General features: G+C 68.4%; 15 protein-coding genes. 11 read left to right on the top strand and 4 right to left on the bottom strand.

Annotation, left to right across the window (positions count from 1 at the left end):
* The first annotated feature begins 42 nt into the window (after positions 1–42).
* Together KEC57_RS06780 and KEC57_RS06785 are read left to right on the top strand one after the other, a co-directional pair.
* Positions 43–1,941, top strand: a complete 1,899-nt coding sequence (locus tag KEC57_RS06780; protein WP_229383817.1) for a MinD/ParA family ATP-binding protein — start codon at positions 43–45, stop codon at positions 1,939–1,941.
* Between the two features lie 7 nt (positions 1,942–1,948).
* Positions 1,949–2,440 (top strand): peptide deformylase, encoded by a 492-nt coding sequence (locus KEC57_RS06785; RefSeq protein ID WP_229383818.1) that lies wholly within the window; start codon positions 1,949–1,951, stop codon positions 2,438–2,440.
* Positions 2,441–2,510: 70 nt separating this feature from the next.
* Here the strand turns inward: KEC57_RS06785 and KEC57_RS06790 are convergent, their stop codons facing one another.
* Positions 2,511–4,337 (bottom strand): AMP-dependent synthetase/ligase, encoded by a 1,827-nt coding sequence (locus KEC57_RS06790; RefSeq protein WP_229383819.1) that lies wholly within the window; start codon positions 4,335–4,337, stop codon positions 2,511–2,513.
* A gap of 153 nt (positions 4,338–4,490) precedes the next feature.
* Between KEC57_RS06790 and KEC57_RS06795 the strand changes: the two genes are divergently transcribed.
* Genes KEC57_RS06795 through KEC57_RS06805 form a run of 3 tightly spaced genes read left to right on the top strand, consistent with a single transcriptional unit; the run spans position 4,491 to position 7,505 of the window.
* Positions 4,491–5,426, top strand: a complete 936-nt coding sequence (locus KEC57_RS06795; protein WP_229383820.1) for an ROK family glucokinase — start codon at positions 4,491–4,493, stop codon at positions 5,424–5,426.
* Between the two features lie 3 nt (positions 5,427–5,429).
* Positions 5,430–6,116 carry a lysophospholipid acyltransferase family protein gene (locus KEC57_RS06800; protein WP_229383821.1) on the top strand — a complete coding sequence of 229 codons (687 nt, stop codon included), beginning with the start codon at positions 5,430–5,432 and terminating at the stop codon, positions 6,114–6,116.
* Between the two features lie 51 nt (positions 6,117–6,167).
* The gene (locus KEC57_RS06805; RefSeq protein WP_229383822.1) at positions 6,168–7,505 is read left to right on the top strand and encodes a class II 3-deoxy-7-phosphoheptulonate synthase; all 1,338 of its coding nucleotides are present in this window, start codon (positions 6,168–6,170) and stop codon (positions 7,503–7,505) included.
* Positions 7,506–7,601: 96 nt separating this feature from the next.
* Here the strand turns inward: KEC57_RS06805 and pknB are convergent, their stop codons facing one another.
* Both pknB and KEC57_RS06815 read right to left on the bottom strand, forming a co-directional pair.
* Positions 7,602–9,557: a Stk1 family PASTA domain-containing Ser/Thr kinase gene (gene pknB, locus KEC57_RS06810; RefSeq protein WP_229383823.1), complete on the bottom strand. Its 1,956-nt coding sequence runs from the start codon at positions 9,555–9,557 to the stop codon at positions 7,602–7,604.
* A gap of 72 nt (positions 9,558–9,629) precedes the next feature.
* On the bottom strand, positions 9,630–10,757 hold the full coding sequence (locus KEC57_RS06815; RefSeq protein WP_229383824.1) for a LysM peptidoglycan-binding domain-containing protein: 1,128 nt from the start codon (positions 10,755–10,757) through the stop codon (positions 9,630–9,632).
* Positions 10,758–11,117: 360 nt separating this feature from the next.
* On the opposite strand from KEC57_RS06815, the gene KEC57_RS06820 reads away from it, so the two are divergent.
* Positions 11,118–11,468, top strand: a complete 351-nt coding sequence (locus KEC57_RS06820) for an Rv2175c family DNA-binding protein (protein ID WP_229383825.1) — start codon at positions 11,118–11,120, stop codon at positions 11,466–11,468.
* A 49-nt stretch (positions 11,469–11,517) separates the two neighbouring features.
* Here the strand turns inward: KEC57_RS06820 and KEC57_RS06825 are convergent, their stop codons facing one another.
* Entirely contained in the window at positions 11,518–12,612 is a 1,095-nt protein-coding gene (locus KEC57_RS06825) for a polyprenyl synthetase family protein (protein WP_229383826.1), read from the bottom strand.
* Between the two features lie 80 nt (positions 12,613–12,692).
* Here KEC57_RS06825 and KEC57_RS06830 point away from each other — a divergent pair, with 80 nt between their 5' ends.
* The 5 genes from KEC57_RS06830 (at position 12,693) to KEC57_RS06850 (ending at position 17,219) form a co-directional block, all read left to right on the top strand.
* Positions 12,693–13,058 carry an SCO2097 family morphological protein gene (locus KEC57_RS06830; protein WP_229383827.1) on the top strand — a complete coding sequence of 122 codons (366 nt, stop codon included), beginning with the start codon at positions 12,693–12,695 and terminating at the stop codon, positions 13,056–13,058.
* Between the two features lie 200 nt (positions 13,059–13,258).
* Positions 13,259–13,690, top strand: a complete 432-nt coding sequence (gene mraZ / locus KEC57_RS06835) for a division/cell wall cluster transcriptional repressor MraZ (RefSeq protein WP_229383828.1) — start codon at positions 13,259–13,261, stop codon at positions 13,688–13,690.
* A gap of 105 nt (positions 13,691–13,795) precedes the next feature.
* The gene (rsmH, locus tag KEC57_RS06840) at positions 13,796–14,749 is read left to right on the top strand and encodes a 16S rRNA (cytosine(1402)-N(4))-methyltransferase RsmH (RefSeq protein WP_229384398.1); all 954 of its coding nucleotides are present in this window, start codon (positions 13,796–13,798) and stop codon (positions 14,747–14,749) included.
* Entirely contained in the window at positions 14,746–15,372 is a 627-nt protein-coding gene (ftsL, locus tag KEC57_RS06845; RefSeq protein ID WP_229383829.1) for a cell division protein FtsL, read from the top strand. The genes rsmH and ftsL overlap by 4 nt, the downstream gene beginning before the upstream one ends.
* Positions 15,373–15,434: 62 nt before the next feature.
* Positions 15,435–17,219, top strand: coding sequence for a peptidoglycan D,D-transpeptidase FtsI family protein (locus KEC57_RS06850; protein ID WP_229383830.1), 1,785 nt, complete (start codon positions 15,435–15,437; stop codon positions 17,217–17,219).
* Positions 17,220–17,224: the final 5 nt, after the last annotated feature.

Consider the following 17,224-nt stretch of genomic DNA (forward strand, 5'->3'; position numbering starts at 1 on the left):
GGCATCCGCCCGATTCCGCCTTCTGCTTTGGAGAACGCCGCAGTGACGCCCGACCGCACTGACCACACGCCCGACGAGCCCGAACACGGCGTGCTCTCCGACACCGGAAGTCTCGAGACCACCGGTATCGGCATCATCGGTGGCGCGACGGCTCAGGTGAACGTCGAGCTTCCGACCGAGGAAGACGACGATCTGGCTGACGACGGCGTCATCGATGACGAGGTACCCTTCGTCATCGAACTGCCCGCCGAAGACATGCCGTTCGTGGTCGAGATCCCGGCCGCGGCCGACACCGAGCCCGTCGTCGAGACGGCCGTCGCGGAGATCGTCGAGAGCGAGCCCGAGCTCGAGGAATGGACCGTCGAGGAGGGCGGCTTCACCGCCGTCGACCGCGCTGACGACATCCACGATGCCGATGAGGTGCTGACCGAGGTCGAGGCAGATGTGGCGGTCGCCGTGATCGCCGAAGAGCTCGGCGACGACTTCGACGTCGAAGAGTTCGACGTGTCGGAGTACGACGTGTCCGAGTACTCTGCCGCAGAGTTCGCGGTTGAGGCTGTCGGGAGCGAAGAGACGGCGAACGAAGTGCTCGCGGCCGAGGCTCCCGCAGCTGAAGGGGCGGACGCCGAGGCGTCCGGCGAGGTCGGCGCTGACGCAACCGACGACGACACGACCGATGCCGTGGAGGAACCCGTGAACGCGCACAACCCGTCCGACGACGAGACGCACGCCGCGGTATCCGTCCCTGACGCGTCCGTCTCGGATGCGCCCGAAGCGCCGATCGCTCCCGCCTCGCCCCCTCCGGCTCCGGTGACCGCAGCCGCCACCGCGGCTGCCGCAACGGCCCCCGCGGCCACGACGCCGGCAACGCGACGCGAGGCGCACCACACCGGTGCGCTGCCCGTGGTCGACCGGGTAGATCGCGTCGAGCGCGTGCAGCCGCGACCCGAGGTCGCGCTCACCTCGAAGCGCCTCGGTGAGTTCGAAGCCGATCGAGAGACCGCCGATCTGCTCACCGCCGACCGTCTGCTCGACCCGCACCAGGTCGTGCGTTCCGAGCCCGAAGGCGCCTGGCAGCACTTCGTCTACTCGGTGTCCGGCCATCGCATCAACCTCGGTGACAGCAAGCGGGCGCGCGCCCGCAAGGCGCTCGACCGTCGGATCGCCGCGCCCCTCGACGGCGGTGCGCGCTTCGTGCCGGTGCTCTCGCGCAAGGGAGGCGTCGGCAAGACCACGGTGACGACTCTGCTCGGCATGGCACTCGCAGACGCACGCGACGACCGGGTCATCGCCGTCGACGCCAATCCCGACCGCGGAACGCTCGCCGAGCGCATCTCGCGGGAGAGTGGCAAGACCGTCCGCGACTTGGTGCGCATCCGCGGCGATGTGGTCGGCTTCAACGATCTCTCCAACATCGTCGCGCGCGACGAGACCCGGCTCGACGTCGTCGCCTCCGATACCGACCCCCGCGTCTCAGAGGCGTTCAACGACAGCGACTATCGTGACGTCGCCTCGCTGGCCGCGCACTACTACTCGGTCGTGCTCACCGATACCGGCACGGGCATCGTCCACTCCGTCATGGGAGCGACGCTGAACCTCTCGGACCAACTCGTCATCGTCGCCGGTCTCAGCGTCGATGAAGCGCGACTCGCGTCCGAGACGCTGACGTGGCTCGAGACCAACGGCTACTCCGACAAGGTGCGCAGTGCCGTCGTCGTCCTGAACAACGCGCGTCCCGGCCAGCCGCTCGTGCAGCTCGACGAGCTCGACGCTCACTTCCGCTCCCGCGTGCGCGCGGTCGTTCGCATGCCGTACGACCCGCACATCGCCGCCGGCAGTGCGATCGTCTTCCGCGACCTGCAACCCGCGACGCGCCTCGCCGCCCGCGAGCTCGCAGCGACCGTCATCGAGGGCCTGCGCTCGTACGCGCCGGCCGCCTGAGGCAACCGTGGCAGTCCGCCCCATCCGGGTCTTCGGCGACCCGGTCCTCAAGTCCGCGAGTGCACCCATCGGCGACATCGATGACGGTGTGCGTGCGCTCGTGCGCGACCTCGTCGACACCGTCGAGCTGCCCGGACGCGCGGGCGTCGCCGCTCCGCAGATCGGCGTGGGCCTGCGCGCCTTCAGCTACAACATCGACGGTGACATCGGCTACGTGCTCAACCCCGTCCTCGTCGAGGTCTCAGGAGATCCCGAGGCGATCGGCGAAGGCTGCCTCTCGGTGCCCGGGCTCTGGCACGACACGGTGCGCTATCCGTGGGCGAAGGTCGTCGGCATCGATCTCGACGGCAACGAGGTCGTGCTCGAAGGGGAGGGCCTTCTCGCGCAGGCGCTCCAACACGAGACCGACCACCTCGACGGCACGCTGTACCTCGACCGCCTCACACCGGAAACCCGGCGCGTCGCAATGCGCGAGGTGCGCGAGTCCGACTGGTTCTGACGTCCCTGGGGGGCGACGACGAAGCCCCGTGCCCTCGAAAGGGCCCGGGGCTTCGTCATGTGCTCGCGGACTACGAGAGGGACACGTTCGTCGTGTTGACCGGAATCTCATAGATCTCGGCGATGTCGCCGGCGAAATCGTCGAGGATCACGTTGCGCTTGATGCTCATTTTGGGCGTCAGGTGCCCGCTCGCTTCGGTCCACTCGGTCGGGAGGATCGTGAACTTGCGGATCGACTCGGCGCGCGAGACGTGCTTGTTGGCCTCATCGATCGCTCGCTGCACCTCAGCACGTACGGCCGGGTTGCCGACGGCCTCGGTGAGAGGCAGATCCGCGGCCAGGCCGTTGTTCGAGAGCCACGTCGGCAGCATGTCGGGGTCGAGCGTCACCAGGGCAGCGATGAACGGCTTCTGGTCACCCACGACGACCACCTGGCTGATGATGGGGTTAGCGCGGATGGGGTCTTCGAGTGCGGCCGGTGCGACGTTCTTGCCACCCGCCGTGACGATGATCTCCTTCTTACGACCGGTGATGGTGAGGAAGCCCTCATCGTCGAATGCGCCGATGTCGCCCGTCTTGAACCAGTCACCGTCGAACGCCGCCGCTGTCGCCTCGGGGTTGCGCCAGTACTCCTTGAAGACGTTCACGCCGCGAACCTCGACCTCGCCGTCATCGCCGAGGCGGATGCCGACACCGGGCAGCACGGGGCCGACTGTGCCGATCTTGGACTTCGTGGCGAGGTTCACCGTGGCCGGCGCCGTGGTCTCGGTGAGGCCGTAGCCCTCGAGGATCGTGATGCCGAGGCTGTGGAAGAAGTGCCCCAGACGCGGGCCGAGCGGCGCCGACCCCGACACGGCGTAGACCACGCGGCCGCCCATCGCCGCACGCAGCTTGCTGTAGACGAGCCTGTCGAACAGAGAGAACTTGATCTTCGTGAGTAGCGGCACCTTCTTGCCGTCCTGCAGGAGCTTCGAATGCTCGACGGCGGTGTGTGCCGCGGCCCGGAAGATCTTGCCCTTGCCGCCGGCCTCGGCCTTCTGCTCGGAGGAGTTGTACACCTTCTCGAAAACGCGCGGCACAGCGAGCAGGAACGTCGGCTTGAACGAGCCGAGGGCGGGCAGGAGCTGCTTCGTGTCGGGCTGGTGGCCCGTTTTGACGCCGGCGTGGATGTCGAGGATCGAGATGAAGCGCGCGAAGATGTGCGCCGTCGTGATGAACAGGAGCGTCGACGAGCCCGGCACCGAGAGCACCTCGTGCAGCGCCACCGAGGAGTTGCGCACGAGCTCGACGAAGTTGCTGTGCGTCAGCACGCAGCCCTTCGGGCGTCCCGTCGAACCGGACGTGTAGATGAGAGTCGCGATGTCGGCGCCGTTCGCGATGTTGCGGCGACGCTCGATCTCGTCATCGCCGATCGCCGTGCCATCGGCGACGAGCTTGTCGAGGTCACCCGCATGCATGTCCCAGACGGAGCGGACGAGCGGAAGGTCGGCACGCACCTCGGCGATGCGGGCGGAGTGATCGGCGGACTCCGCGATCACGGCGATGGCGCCCGAGTCCGACAGGTTCCAGGCGATCTGGGCGGCCGAGCTCGTCTCGTAGATCGGAACCATGACGGCGCCGGCGAAGAACAGGGCGAAGTCGACGAGCGTCCAGTCATACGTGGTGCGGGCGACGAACCCGACCTTGTCGCCGGGCTGAATGCCCGCGGCCGCGAACCCCTTCGCCAGAGCGACGACCTGGGTCTGGAACTCGGCTGCGGTGATGTCTCGCCAGCCATCGCCGTCGGGCACGGCGAACAGTGCGAGATCGGGGGTCGCCTTCACCCGATCGACGAGTAGGTCGGTGACGTTTGCCTGCGGATCGGCAGGGACGATCGCGGGAACTTCGAATTGGACCACGGCAACTCCTTCGGTACCGGACGAATGATTCTCGGTCGGATCTCACACGAGTCTAATCCGCTGTCACGCGCGGACCATCCGGGGCTGTGGAGGGCGCCGTCTGGATAGACTGCAAGGCGCCGTCGCGCGGGCGACGGCAGGAGAGGGAGTGCAGTGCTCAAGGTCGGCATCGACATCGGCGGAACGAAGATCGCGGGCGGCGTCGTCGACCTGCAGGGACGCATCGTCGAGAAGCTGCGCGTCGACACCCCGATCGACACGGGGGCCCTCGCTGCCGCCGTCGTCGACATGGCGAACCACCTCCGGGCGCGTCACGAGGTCAGCGCCGTCGGTGTTGCGGCGGCGGGCTTCATCGATCGTGATCGCGCGACGGTGATCCACGCTCCCAACATCGCGTGGCGCAATGAGCCGCTGAAGGCGGTGCTCGAAGCCGGGATCGGCGTTCCCGTCACGATCGAGAACGACGCCAACGCGGCCGGATGGGCGGAGTTCCGCTTCGGCGCGGGCCGCGACGTCGACAACATGGTCATGCTCACCATGGGCACCGGGGTGGGCGGCGCGATCGTCATCGACGGCGCACTGTTCCGCGGTGGCCACGGCATCGGCGGTGAACTCGGGCACATGCGCTTCACGCGCGACGGCCTGCCCTGCGGATGCGGGCAGAACGGATGCCTCGAGCAGTACGCGTCGGGCCGCGCCCTCCAGCGCGAGGCCAACGCGATCGCCGACGCCGGCGGGATCGGCACGGCCCTCGCGGCGCTGCGCGCGGAGAAGGGCACCATCAGCGGGCCGGCCGTGTCGCGACTCGTTCTTGCCGGTGACGAAGGTGCCGTCGAGGCGCTGCGCCGCGTCGCGACCGCGCTCGGCGAGGCGTGTGGCGGCTTCCAGGCGGTGCTCGATCCCGAGCTGTTCGTCATCGGCGGCGGCGTGGCGCAGCTCGGCGACGACCTTCTCGAGCCGGTGAGGATCGCCTACGAGACGTCGCTGCCCGGTTACGGCGACCGCCCGATCGCTGCGTTCGCGATCGCCGAGCTCGGCAACGACGCGGGACTGATCGGTGTGGCCGACCTGGCGTCCGCGGAGGGGTAGGCGATGTTCTACTGGCTGATGAAATACGTGGTGATCGGACCGATCGTCAAGGCGATCTTCCGCCCGTGGATCGTCGGCCGGCGCAACATCCCGATAGAGGGCGGCGCGATCCTCGCCAGCAACCACCTGTCGTTCGTGGACTCGGTGATCCTCCCGCTGATGATCGATCGTCCCGTCGCGTTCCTGGCCAAGAGCGACTACTTCACCGGCAAGGGGCTCAAAGGCTGGGCGACCCGCGTGTTCTTCAAGGCCACCGGCCAGTTGCCGATCGACCGTTCCGGTGGAAAGGCGTCAGAGGCGTCTCTCAACACCGGACTGCAGGTGCTGGGCGGCGGCGAGCTGCTGGGCATCTATCCCGAGGGGACCCGCAGTCCCGACGGCAAGCTGTACCGCGGCCGCACCGGAATCGCGCGCATGGCGCTCGAGGCGCGCGTCCCCGTCGTGCCGCTGGTGATGGTCGACACCGACACGATGATGCCGATCGGCCAGCGGCTGCCGAACGTCGTGCGGGTCGGTGTCGTGATCGGCGAGCCGTTGGACTTCTCTCGGTTCGAGGGGATGGAAGGCGACCGCTACATCCTGCGCTCCATCACGGACGAGATCATGGTGGCCCTGCAGCGACTGGGTGAGCAGGAGTACGAAGACGTATACGCGTCGACGGTGAAGGACCGGCTCAAGACCACCTCCTGAACCCTCGTCACCCGGCGCCGGAGGTCGTCCGGCCACGGATAGACTTGGCGGATGCCTCAGCAGCTCGACCCTCTCGACCACTGGCGGACCTTGCCGATCAAGCAGCAGCCCCAGTGGTATGACAGCGACGCGGTGGCCGAGGCATCGGCGGAACTCGCCACGCTTCCCCCGCTCGTCTTCGCGGGCGAGGTCGACAACCTCCGCGACCGGCTCGCCCGTGCGGCCTCGGGGCGTGCGTTCCTGCTGCAGGGCGGCGATTGCGCCGAGACCTTCGCCGGCGCCACGGCCGAGCAGATCCGCAATCGCATCAAGACGGTGCTGCAGATGGCTGTCGTGCTGACCTACGGCGCCTCGATGCCCATCGTGAAGATGGGTCGCATGGCGGGCCAGTTCGCCAAGCCCCGATCGAGCGATACAGAGACGCGCGGCGATGTCACGCTGCCCGCGTACCGCGGCGACATCGTCAACGGCTATGACTTCACCGAAGGCTCGCGCCGTGCCGACCCCCAGCGACTGCTGAAGGGCTACCACACCGCCGCGTCGACCATCAATCTGATCCGCGCGTTCACGACCGGCGGTTTCGCCGACCTCCGCGAAGTGCACTCGTGGAACAAGGGCTTCGCGCAGAACCCCGCCAACCAGCAGTACGAGCGCCTCGCGACCGAGATCGACCGCGCCATCAAGTTCATGGAGGCGGCCGGTGCCGACTTCGACGAACTCAAGCGCGTCGAGTTCTACACCGGTCATGAGGGCCTGCTGATGGACTACGAGCGGCCGATGACGCGTATCGACTCGCGCACGAGCACGCCCTACAACACGTCGGCGCATTTCCTGTGGATCGGAGAGCGCACGCGCGAGCTCGACGGCGCCCACGTCGACTACTTCTCGAAGATCCGCAACCCGATCGGCGTGAAGCTCGGCCCGACGACGACGCCCGAGACCGCGCTCGCGCTCATCGACAAGCTCGATCCGAATCGCGAGCCGGGCCGCCTCACGTTCATCACGCGCATGGGCGCAGGCAAGATCCGCGACGCGCTGCCGCCGCTGCTCGAGGCCGTCAAGGATTCGGGTGCCACCCCGCTGTGGGTCACCGATCCGATGCACGGCAACGGCATCACGACGCCGACGGGCTACAAGACGCGTCGTTTCGACGATGTGGTCGACGAGGTGCGCGGCTTCTTCGACGCTCATCGTGCGGTCGGGACGTTCCCCGGCGGCATCCACGTCGAGCTCACCGGCGACGACGTCACCGAGTGCCTCGGAGGATCGGAAGAGATCGACGAGGCCGCGCTCGCGACGCGATACGAGTCGCTGTGCGATCCGCGCCTGAACCACATGCAGTCGCTCGAACTGGCGTTCCTCGTGGCCGAGGAGCTCGAGAAGCTCTGACCTCCGACGATGAGAATCCCGGATGCCTCGAGCGAGGCATCCGGGATTCTTCTTCGCAGGTGACGGCGAACGCTGGGCCTTCGCGACGAGCCGACGTCAGAGCGCGGCGGCGATACGCAGTGAGATCACGGTGCCCTTGCGCTTCCTCTCACCCTCATCGGGGTTCTGCGACTCGACTTCGGTGAACGGATCGGGGAAGGCATCCCACCGGTCGTCGTAGTCGATGGTGAAGCCCTGGTCGGCGGCGGTCTGCCGTGCCTCTGCCAGGGTCATGCCCACGAGGTCGGGCACCTCGAAGAGCTGCGGCCCGGTGGAGACGACGAGGGTCACCGTGTCGCCCGGGGCGAGCGGGCTGCCGTCGTCCTTGCCGATCACGCGGATGACGCGACCTTCGTCGATCGAGTCGCTCGACTCGGTCTGGCTGGGATCGGCGACGATGAGTCCGAGGCCTTCGAGGTCGCTGCGCGCCTTGCCTTCGCTCTGACCCACCACGTCGGGAACCGGGCCGAGCGAGATCGAGAGCCGGGCGGCATCGCCCTGGTGAACGGTGCATCCCTCGTTGCATTGGACATCCTGCGAGCCGTCCTCGGCGGCGCCCGCCGGACGGATCGCCACAGCGACCACCGTCTCGGCGGGGGAGTCGGTGAAGTACGTGGTGTTCTCGGGCGCGACGTCGATGACGAGGGACTCCAGGATGCCGCGTGCTTCGGCCTCAGGCTTGCCCGACAGGTTCTCGACGATCGCCTCGGCGGGTCCGAGCGACACGAACACGGTCACCGCGGCGTCGCGGTCCACGCGGGCTCCGCTCGGCGGGTCCGTGCGGATGACCTGCCCGGCCGCCACTTCGAGGCTGTTCTCTCCCTGCTCGGTCGCCACCAGCGAATCCTGCGCGAGTCGATCCGACGCCTCGGCGAAGCTCATACCGGTCACGTCGGCGACGGGGACGAGCGAGCCCGGGCCGGATCCGAAGAACCAGCCGAGGGCCGCCGCCAAGGCGGCGAGGAGCAGAACGACGGCAACGACCCAGCCGCCCTTGGAGCGTCGGCGCGCGGTCGCACGGCGCAGCCGTGTGGCGTTGTCGACCTCGTCCATCGTCGTGGTCGGCCCCGTCGCGCTCGCGGGGAGCACGGCCGTCAGCTCGCCGGTCGCGGCCGCGTCATCGCGCACGATGCCGATCGGCCCGGTGCGGGTGACGACCGGCGTGATGCCGAGGTCCCGCTCGATCTCGCGCAGCCGCGTCACCATCTCGCGTGCGTCCACCGGGCGGTCGTCGGGGGAGCGCTCGGTCGCCCACAGGACGAGTTCGTCGAGGGGCTCGGGAACGCCGGGGTTCTTGACGCTGGGGCGCGGCACCGAGTCGGTGGCGTGCTGGAATGCGATCTGCATCGGCTGCTCACCCTTGTAGGGCTGCTCGCCGGTGAGCATCTCGTACAGCATGATGCCCAAGGCGTAGATGTCGCTGCGGGCGTCGGCGGTGCCGCGGGTGACGAGCTCGGGGGCCAGATACGCGATCGTGCCGAGCAGTTGCGCGCCGGTCGCGGTGTTCGCGGTCGTCGCTCGCGCAAGGCCGAAGTCGCCGATCTTGATACGACCGTCCTCGGCGAGCAGCACGTTCTCGGGCTTCACATCGCGGTGGACGATTCCGGCCTTGTGCGCGGCCGCGAGTCCGGTGAGCACGGCATCGAGGATCGTGACCGCCTGCGGGACGGTGAGTCGGCGCTGCTCGCGCAGGAGATCGCGCAGGGTGATGCCGGGCAGGTACTCCATGACGAGGTACGCCATATCGCCGTCCTGGCCCTGATCGAACACGTTCACGACGTGCGGATCGGCCAACCGGGCGGCTGCTCGCGCCTCCTGGATGAAGCGGCTCTGGAAGACCGAGTCGTCGCTCAGGTGCCCATGCATGACCTTGAGCGCCACGCGGCGTTCGAGACGAAGGTCGGTGGCGACGTAGACGGTCGCCATGCCGCCACGGGCGATGCGAGCACGCACGCGGTACCGGCCGTCGACCAGACGGCCGATCAGCGGGTCCGTCTGCTGGCTCGTGCTCACGCTGAGAGTCTACGGATCCGCGCCTGAATGCCCGGGGAACGGCTCACCCTCGGACCGTTCCGTTACAGAACGTCAGCCGAGCGCGGCGAGCCACGCGTATGCCGGAGACTCCCACTGCGCATAGCGCTCGGGATAGGCCGAGATCTGCACGGCCTGGGCGGCGTCGGCGTATGCCATGCTCTCCCATCCGGGGACATCGAGCAGCCCGCGCGTGCGCGAGCCGTTCGGATCCGAGGGGCCGCCGTAGAACGCCTTGATCGAGCGCACCGTGTCGCGCACCTCATCGGCGGTTCCCCAGCCGGTGCTGGGGCGCTGCTGGAACAACCCGAGCGAATCGCGGTCGCCCCAGTCGAGGTTTCGGATCCACGATTCCTGCATGGCGGTGCCGAGCGCGATCGCGATCCCGCGGTCGGGGACGCCGAGCTCGCGACCGATGCGGACGATCAGCTGCGCATTCGCGGCTTGCTCCCCGGTGAGTCCGGAAACGCTGGGAGCGGATGCCGCCACGGCCGCGATCGGGAGGGCGATCGTCTGTCCGGGGTAGATGATCGAGGACGTGCTGAGGCCATTCGCCGAGAGCACGGCCTCGGTGCTGGTGCCGTGGAGCCGGGCGATGGCGCTGATCGTGTCGCCGGCCTGGACGGTGTATCCCCCCGTCGTCGGGGTCGGCGCAGGTGCCACCGGGGCGGGGGCGGGGGCGGGGGCTTCGACGGGCAGCGCGGCGGAGCCGGGGATCGAGATCGTCTGACCGGGATAGATGACCGACGACCAGCCGAGTCCGTTGGCGGAGAGCACCGCGTTGACGGTGACACCATGGCTCTTCGCGATGGCACTGATCGTGTCACCGCCCTGCACGGTGTACCCGCCCGCCGACGGGGTGGGTGCGGACGGGGCTGCGGGAGCCGGTGCGGCGGCTGTGGGGGAGCCGCCCGAAAGCGTGAGCACCTGACCGGGATAGATGATCGACTTCCATCCGAGACCGTTCAGAGCCAGGACGTCGGTCGTCCGCAGCCCGAACCTCGCCGCGATCGCGCTGATCGTATCGCCGCGCTGCACCGTGTAGGTCGCCGGCGCCGCGGCGGTGGCGACGCGGATCGCTTTGGGCGCGGCGTGGGTGAGAGTCGGTGCGGCGAGCGCGGCCCGCGCGGCGAGCGGCTGCTCGACGACAGCACGGATACCGCGCAGAACGCGTTCATCCACGCTCCGCGCTGCAGCCTCTCTCGTGTCGGCCTGCGCGGGCGCGGCGGTAAGCGTGAGTGCGATGGAGCCGACGACTGCGACGGGGAGCCCGGCTCGCAGGGCGCGCGAGGCACCGGATCGGAGTGTGGCTGGTCGGAGCGTGTCGCCACGCAGCGTACGGCTCGCAGGTCGCATGAGTTTCCCCCCTCGTCGACTCCCGAAACCGTGTCACGGATGTGAATTCCTGTCAACGAAAGATACAAGAGTGATCACTGTGTCGAAAGTGAAAATTGTTACTCGTGTGGCCAGCGTTGACCCTGCTGCGCGATGTGATCCAGGGCAGGGAACACGGGTTCGAAGCGGATCTGAGATAGTTGCAGGGTGACACCCGCAGACGATTCCCGCATCGAGTCCGAATGGCTCACCCTTCCCGATCTGGTCGAGGTGCTCGACGAGCCGCTCGGCCGCGTCCGGCGCTTTCTCGATGAGTATCAGCTCGTCGGATCGCGCCGCGAGGGTGCGCTCAAGGTGCCTGCGCTCTTCGTGAAGGACGGCGAGCTCATCCCGTCGCTGCGCGGCACTGTGATCGTGCTGCACGACGCCGGATTCTCCGACGACGAGGCGATCGACTGGCTCCTCGCACTCGAGGACTCGATCGGGGTCGCTCCCATCGAGGCATTGCGCGCGGGGCGCAAGAGCGAAGTGCGTCGCGTCGCGGCGGCTCTCGCCTGACCCGACCGCCGAGCATGGGTGCCGGGTCGATGCCCGCGCGCGCGTCCGATCAGGTGACCCGCACCGTTGCCGCACGAGCGAGGTCTCGCAGTTCGCCGACCGCCGCGTTGCCGAGCTTCGCGCCTGACAGGGCTCGGTCGGCTTCCCGCACGTAGTCGGCGATGAGCGCCTCGACCCGATCGAGCGCCCCGGTGTCGACGATCGTTCGCTGGAGCGAGGCGATCTGGCCGGCCTCGAGCGTCGGATCGCCCACGAGCTCGTCGACGATTCGTCGCGCGGTGGGCGAGAGGGCCTCGCGCGCATAGGCGATCAGGACGGTGCGCTTTCCTTCGCGCAGGTCGTCGCCCGCGGGCTTGCCGGTCTCGCGCTCGTCGCCGAACACGCCGAGCACGTCGTCGCGCAATTGGAACGCCATGCCGAGCGGATGCCCGAATGCGGCCAGTGCCGCCGATTGCGCGGCATCCGCTCCCGCCAGTGCACCCCCGATCGCGAGCGGCTGCTGCACGCTGTACCGGGCCGACTTGTAGGAGGCCACGCGTAGGGCTCGCGCGGCATGCCGGTCGTCGGGCTCGGATGCGTAGGCGGACTCCTCGGCGATATCGAGGAACTGGCCGAGCGTGACCTCGCGACGCATGCGCCCGTACTCGCCGCGGGCGGCCGCCGCACGCGGGGTGCTGGTCACGGCGAGACCCTCTTCGAAGAGGTCGTCGCTCCAGGCCACCATCAGATCGCCGAGCAGGATCGCACTGGACCGGCCGAATGCCCTCGCATCGCCGACCCAGCCGGCATCGCCGTGCGCGGATTCGAGCGCTCGATGCGCCGACGGTCGGCCGCGACGCGTGTCGGAGTTGTCGATCAGGTCGTCGTGGACGAGCGCCGCAGCGTGGAAGATCTCGAGCGCGGCGGCCGCGGCGAGCACCGGTTCCGGTGCGCGGCGCGGCGCGGCCGAGGATTCCTCCACAGCCCTCCACCCGGCGATGCAGAACCGACCGCGGAGACGCTTTCCGCCCGTCGTCGCACTCGCAGCCGCCTCGACGAACAGGGCTGCATCGGCTCCGGCATCCGCGATGCTCGCCCGCTGAACCGAGACGAAAGTGTCGAGTCGCTGGGAAATGGCTTCGATCGGCTCTGCAGAGGCTGACACGGGCCTAGCCTAGTGATCTACGGCACGCGTAGACTTTGACAACGGCCGCTGAAGGCCATCGGAAGTACAGAGGGGGATGCATGCCACTCTCCGAACAGGAGCAGCGCCTGCTCGACGAGATGGAACGCCATCTCATGCGCAACGACGCGGATGTCGTCAGCGCGCCCCGCGACGGACGCAGCCTGAGCTATCGCAACATCGTCTACGGCACGATCCTCGTGCTGCTGGGCCTCGGTGCCCTCATCGTCGGCGTATCGATCCCGCTCGTCGTGGTGGGAGTCATCGGATTCGTCGTGATGCTCGGCGGCGTCATCCTCGCCGTCACACCTTCCAAAGGCCTCGGCCATGTCCGCACCGAGCCGGACCGACCAGCCGCACCGCAGAAGAGCGCGTCGTTCATGGATCGCATGAACGACCGCTGGGACAGGCGGCAGGAGGAGCGCTGAGCGTCCCCACCCGCTAACCCGGCAACGAAAAGCACCGACCTGAGGGTCGGTGCTTTTTTGTGTGCTCGCACGTCTGCGGGATCGGCCCGCACGATGGCGAAGCGGGTGCCAGGCGTGGGCAGACGGGTAGCGAAGTGGAGGAGAGTGGAGTAAAGTGGCGGATAACCCGGGGGGCCGGCTGAAGGGGGTGTGATGTACCGATGCTGTTGGGCACGCACACACCCAAGCTCGATGACAAAGGCCGCGTCATCCTTCCGTCGAAGTTCCGCGACGACCTCGGTGGAGGAATCGTGGTGACACGCGGGCAGGACCGCTGCCTCTACGTGTTCAGCGAGCAGGAGTTCGAGCGGGTGCACGAACGCATCCGTGAGGCGCCGCTGGCCAACAAGCAGGCTCGAGACTTCCTGCGCATGTTCCTCTCGGGCGCGAGCGCCGAGAAGCCCGACAGCCAGAACCGCATCACGATTCCCCAGCCGCTCCGCGCCTACGCCGGCCTGGAGCGCGACCTCGTCGTCACCGGCGTGGGCGCTCATGCCGAGATCTGGGATGCCGCGGCGTGGAACACCTACGCCGAGGCCAACGAAGCCAGCTACGCCGAACTGGAGCAGGAGGTGATTCCCGGCCTGTTCTGAGGCCCCCGGTCCTGACTCCCAGCCGCTCCCGCCCTGACGCACTTCCCCGGCGCCAGGTCAGAGCGGATGGGGATCAGGACCGGGGGAGCAGAAGCCCCGATGATCATGAACCTGCGCGATATCCACACTCCGGTCATGCTCGATCGCTGCATCGAGCTGCTGGCGCCCGCCCTCCAGCGCGAAGGCGCGGTCTTCGTCGACGCGACCCTCGGCATGGGCGGCCACTCCGAGGCATTCCTGGAGCGCTTCCCGGGCCTGCGCCTGGTCGGCCTCGACCGTGACACCGATGCGCTCCGCATCGCCGGCGAGCGTCTCGCACGATTCGGCGATCGGGTGAGGCTCGTGCACACCGTGTACGACGGCATCGCCGACGCCGTCCGATCGTCGGGCTTCGCCGCCGCCGACGGCATCCTGTTCGATCTCGGCGTCTCGTCGCTGCAGCTCGACATGGCCGACCGCGGCTTCGCCTACTCGAAGGATGCCCCGCTCGACATGCGCATGGATCAGTCGGCCGGCACCACCGCCGCCGACATCCTCGCCACCTACGGTGAAGGCGACATGCGGCGCATCTTCGAACGGTACGGCGAGGAGAAGCTCGCCGGCAGGTACGCCCGCGCGATCATCGCGGCGCGGGCCGAAGCCCCGATCGAGCGGTCGGGGCGGCTGGTCGAGATCCTGCAGGCGGCGACACCGGCTGCGGTGCAGAGAACCGGACATCCTGCAAAGCGGGTCTTCCAGGCCCTGCGCATCGAGGTCAACCGAGAGCTGTCGGTCCTCGAGCGTGCAATCCCTTCGGCTCTCGGCATCCTTCCCGTCGGCGGACGCATGGTCGTGCTGTCCTACCAGTCGCTCGAGGACCGTCTGGTGAAACGTGCCCTCGCGGAGGTCTCGACCTCGACCGCGCCCGCGGGGCTGCCGGTCGAGCTGCCCGAGCATGCGCCGAAGTTCACGCTGCTCGTGAGGGGTGCCGAACTCGCCTCCGAAGAGGAGCGCGCGGTCAACCCGCGCGCCACACCCGTGCGCCTGCGCGCCGCTGAACGAGTGAGGCCGGACGCATGAGCACGACTGCGAACGCCCTCGCCGCGCCGCTGACCCTGCCGGGCCGGCCCGCGCCGCGCACCGTCGGACCCGACCGCGACGACGCTCCGTCGCGGCGTCTGCGCGTCGTCGACGCCCCCGCCCGCCGCCGTCGCCCCAAGCTGCTCTACGGCGTCGTGGCCGTGCTCGGCGCGTTCCTGATCGCCGGCTCGCAGATGGCATTGTCGATGATGACGACGCAGAGCTCCTACGAGCTGTCGTCGCTGGTCACGCAGCAGCGCGATCTGACCTACCAGAAGCAGATCCTCTACGACGATGTGGCCGGACTCAGCTCGCCCCAGTACCTCGCCGCCAATGCGGCCGCGCTGGGCATGGTGATCGACGAGTCGCCGAGCTACCTACGGCTGAGCGATGGCGCCCTCCTCGGCGCGTCGGAAGTCGCCCTCGGCTCGTCATCGGTCGACGCGATCGGACGGGGAGCGGTTGCGAATGCACTCATCGCCGACACACCGCTGGTCACGGTGCCCGACGCGACCATCGGCGGGCTTCCGGTCGAGGTCGCCGAGACCGTCCCCGGCGACGGCGGAGTGTCCAACACTCCGCCCGCATTGACCGACGGACTGCCCACGCCGAGCACACACTGAACCATGACGAGCGCGAGCCGTTGGGGCGATGAAGATACGAAACCGATGAGCACGCGAAGCCGATGACCACACGAAGCACGAGAAGCCCACGCCGCCGCACCGTGGTGGCTCTCGCCGTCGTCCTCGCGGTGCTCGCGGGGTTCATCGTCCGACTCGTCGACATCCAGGTCGTGAACGCCGACGAGCATGTCTCGGACTCGATGGACAACGCGTTCGCGGGCACGCAGACGCTGTACGGCACGCGCGGCTCGATCGTCGACGAGAGCGGCCAGACGCTGGCCGGGAGCATCCTGCTCTACGACTGCCAGCTCTCCCCGCTGCTCATCACGCAGATCGACGCCGACGTCCTCGCCGAGAAGTCGGACGACCGGCTGTGGGCGGATGTGTCGGACGACGTCGCGGAGATCACCGGGCAGACCCCGGAGGAGGTCCGGCAGATCGTCGCCGACGCCCTCGCCGAGAACCCCGACTCGCAGTTCACCTACCTGAAGAAGAGCGTCTCGACCGAACAGTTCCGCGCGCTCGCCGACCTCGACGCTCCCTACATCAGCTGCATCCAGCATCCGGCCCGCGCGTACCCCGATGGAGCGGTGGCCGGCAACGTCGTGGGCTTCGTGGGCAGCGACGGAGCAGCGCTCGAAGGGTTCGAGCAGTCGCAGGACTCCTGCCTCGCGGCGACCAACGGCAAACGGGAATACCAGCGGGGCAAGGACGGCGTGATCATCCCGGGCACCGAGAGCGAAGTCGCGGCGACCGACGGCGGCACCCTGCAGCTGACGATCAACCGAGATTTGCAGTGGTACTTGCAGCAGCTGATCGCCGAGCAGACCCAGAACATGGCGGCCCAGCACGGCTCGATCCTCGTCTACGAGGTGAAGACCGGAAAGGTGCGCGCCGCCGCCGAGTATCCCACCGTCGATCCCAACAACGTCAGTGCCACGGAAGCCGACGACCGTACGAGCCAGATCCTGCGTGGCACGTTCGAGCCGGGCTCGACATTCAAGGCGCTCACCGCGGCGACCGTGATCGACGCGGGCGGGCAGACGCCGACCTCCACCGTCGTCGCGTCGGGCCTGGAGACCTTCCCCAACGGCGCCCGCGTGCGCGACTCGTTCCAGCACCCGGCGAACGAGTACACGCTCACCGGCGTGCTGATCGACTCGTCCAACGTCGGCATCTCGAAGTTCAGCGAGAAGGTGAGCGCGCAGACGCGCTACGACTACTTCAAGCGGTTCGGCATCGGCGACGGCACCGCCTCGGGATACCCGCTCGAAGGGAACGGCCTCATCTATCCGGCCGACGAGTGGGGCGCCCAGAGCACCTACAACACGGCGTTCGGCCAGGCGCTCACGACCACCATGCCCGAACTCGCGCGCGCCTACGGCGGCATCGTCAACGGCGGCGTCATGATGCCGCTGTCGATCATCGAGTCGTGCACGACGGCCGACGGCACCGTCGTCCAGCCCGAGCTCGCCGAACCCGAACAGGTCGTCAGCGAGAGCACGTCGGCCCAGATGCGCGCGATGCTCGAGAACGTGTTCCTGCAGGCGCCCTACGCGAAAGCCGTCGAGATCCCCGGCTACCGCATCGGCGGCAAGACCGGAACCGGCGAGAAGAGCGACGGAAACGGCGGATACAAGGCTGGCGTCTACTACACGACCATGGTCGGCTTCGCCCCCGCCGACGACCCCGAGTACGTCGTCGTCGTCACGCTCGACGAGCCGACGAAGGTAACATCGTCTGCGGCCAACGCGACCGCGTTCCAGAAGGCGATGACCCAGGTTCTCAAGACCTACCGCGTCATGCCCTCCACGACGGCGCCGGAGCTGCTGCCCAAGTTCGGGTAGCCTCC

Origin of the sequence: Microbacterium allomyrinae (genome assembly GCF_020682705.1) — a bacterium.
Classification (GTDB): Bacteria; Actinomycetota; Actinomycetes; order Actinomycetales; family Microbacteriaceae; genus Microbacterium; species Microbacterium allomyrinae.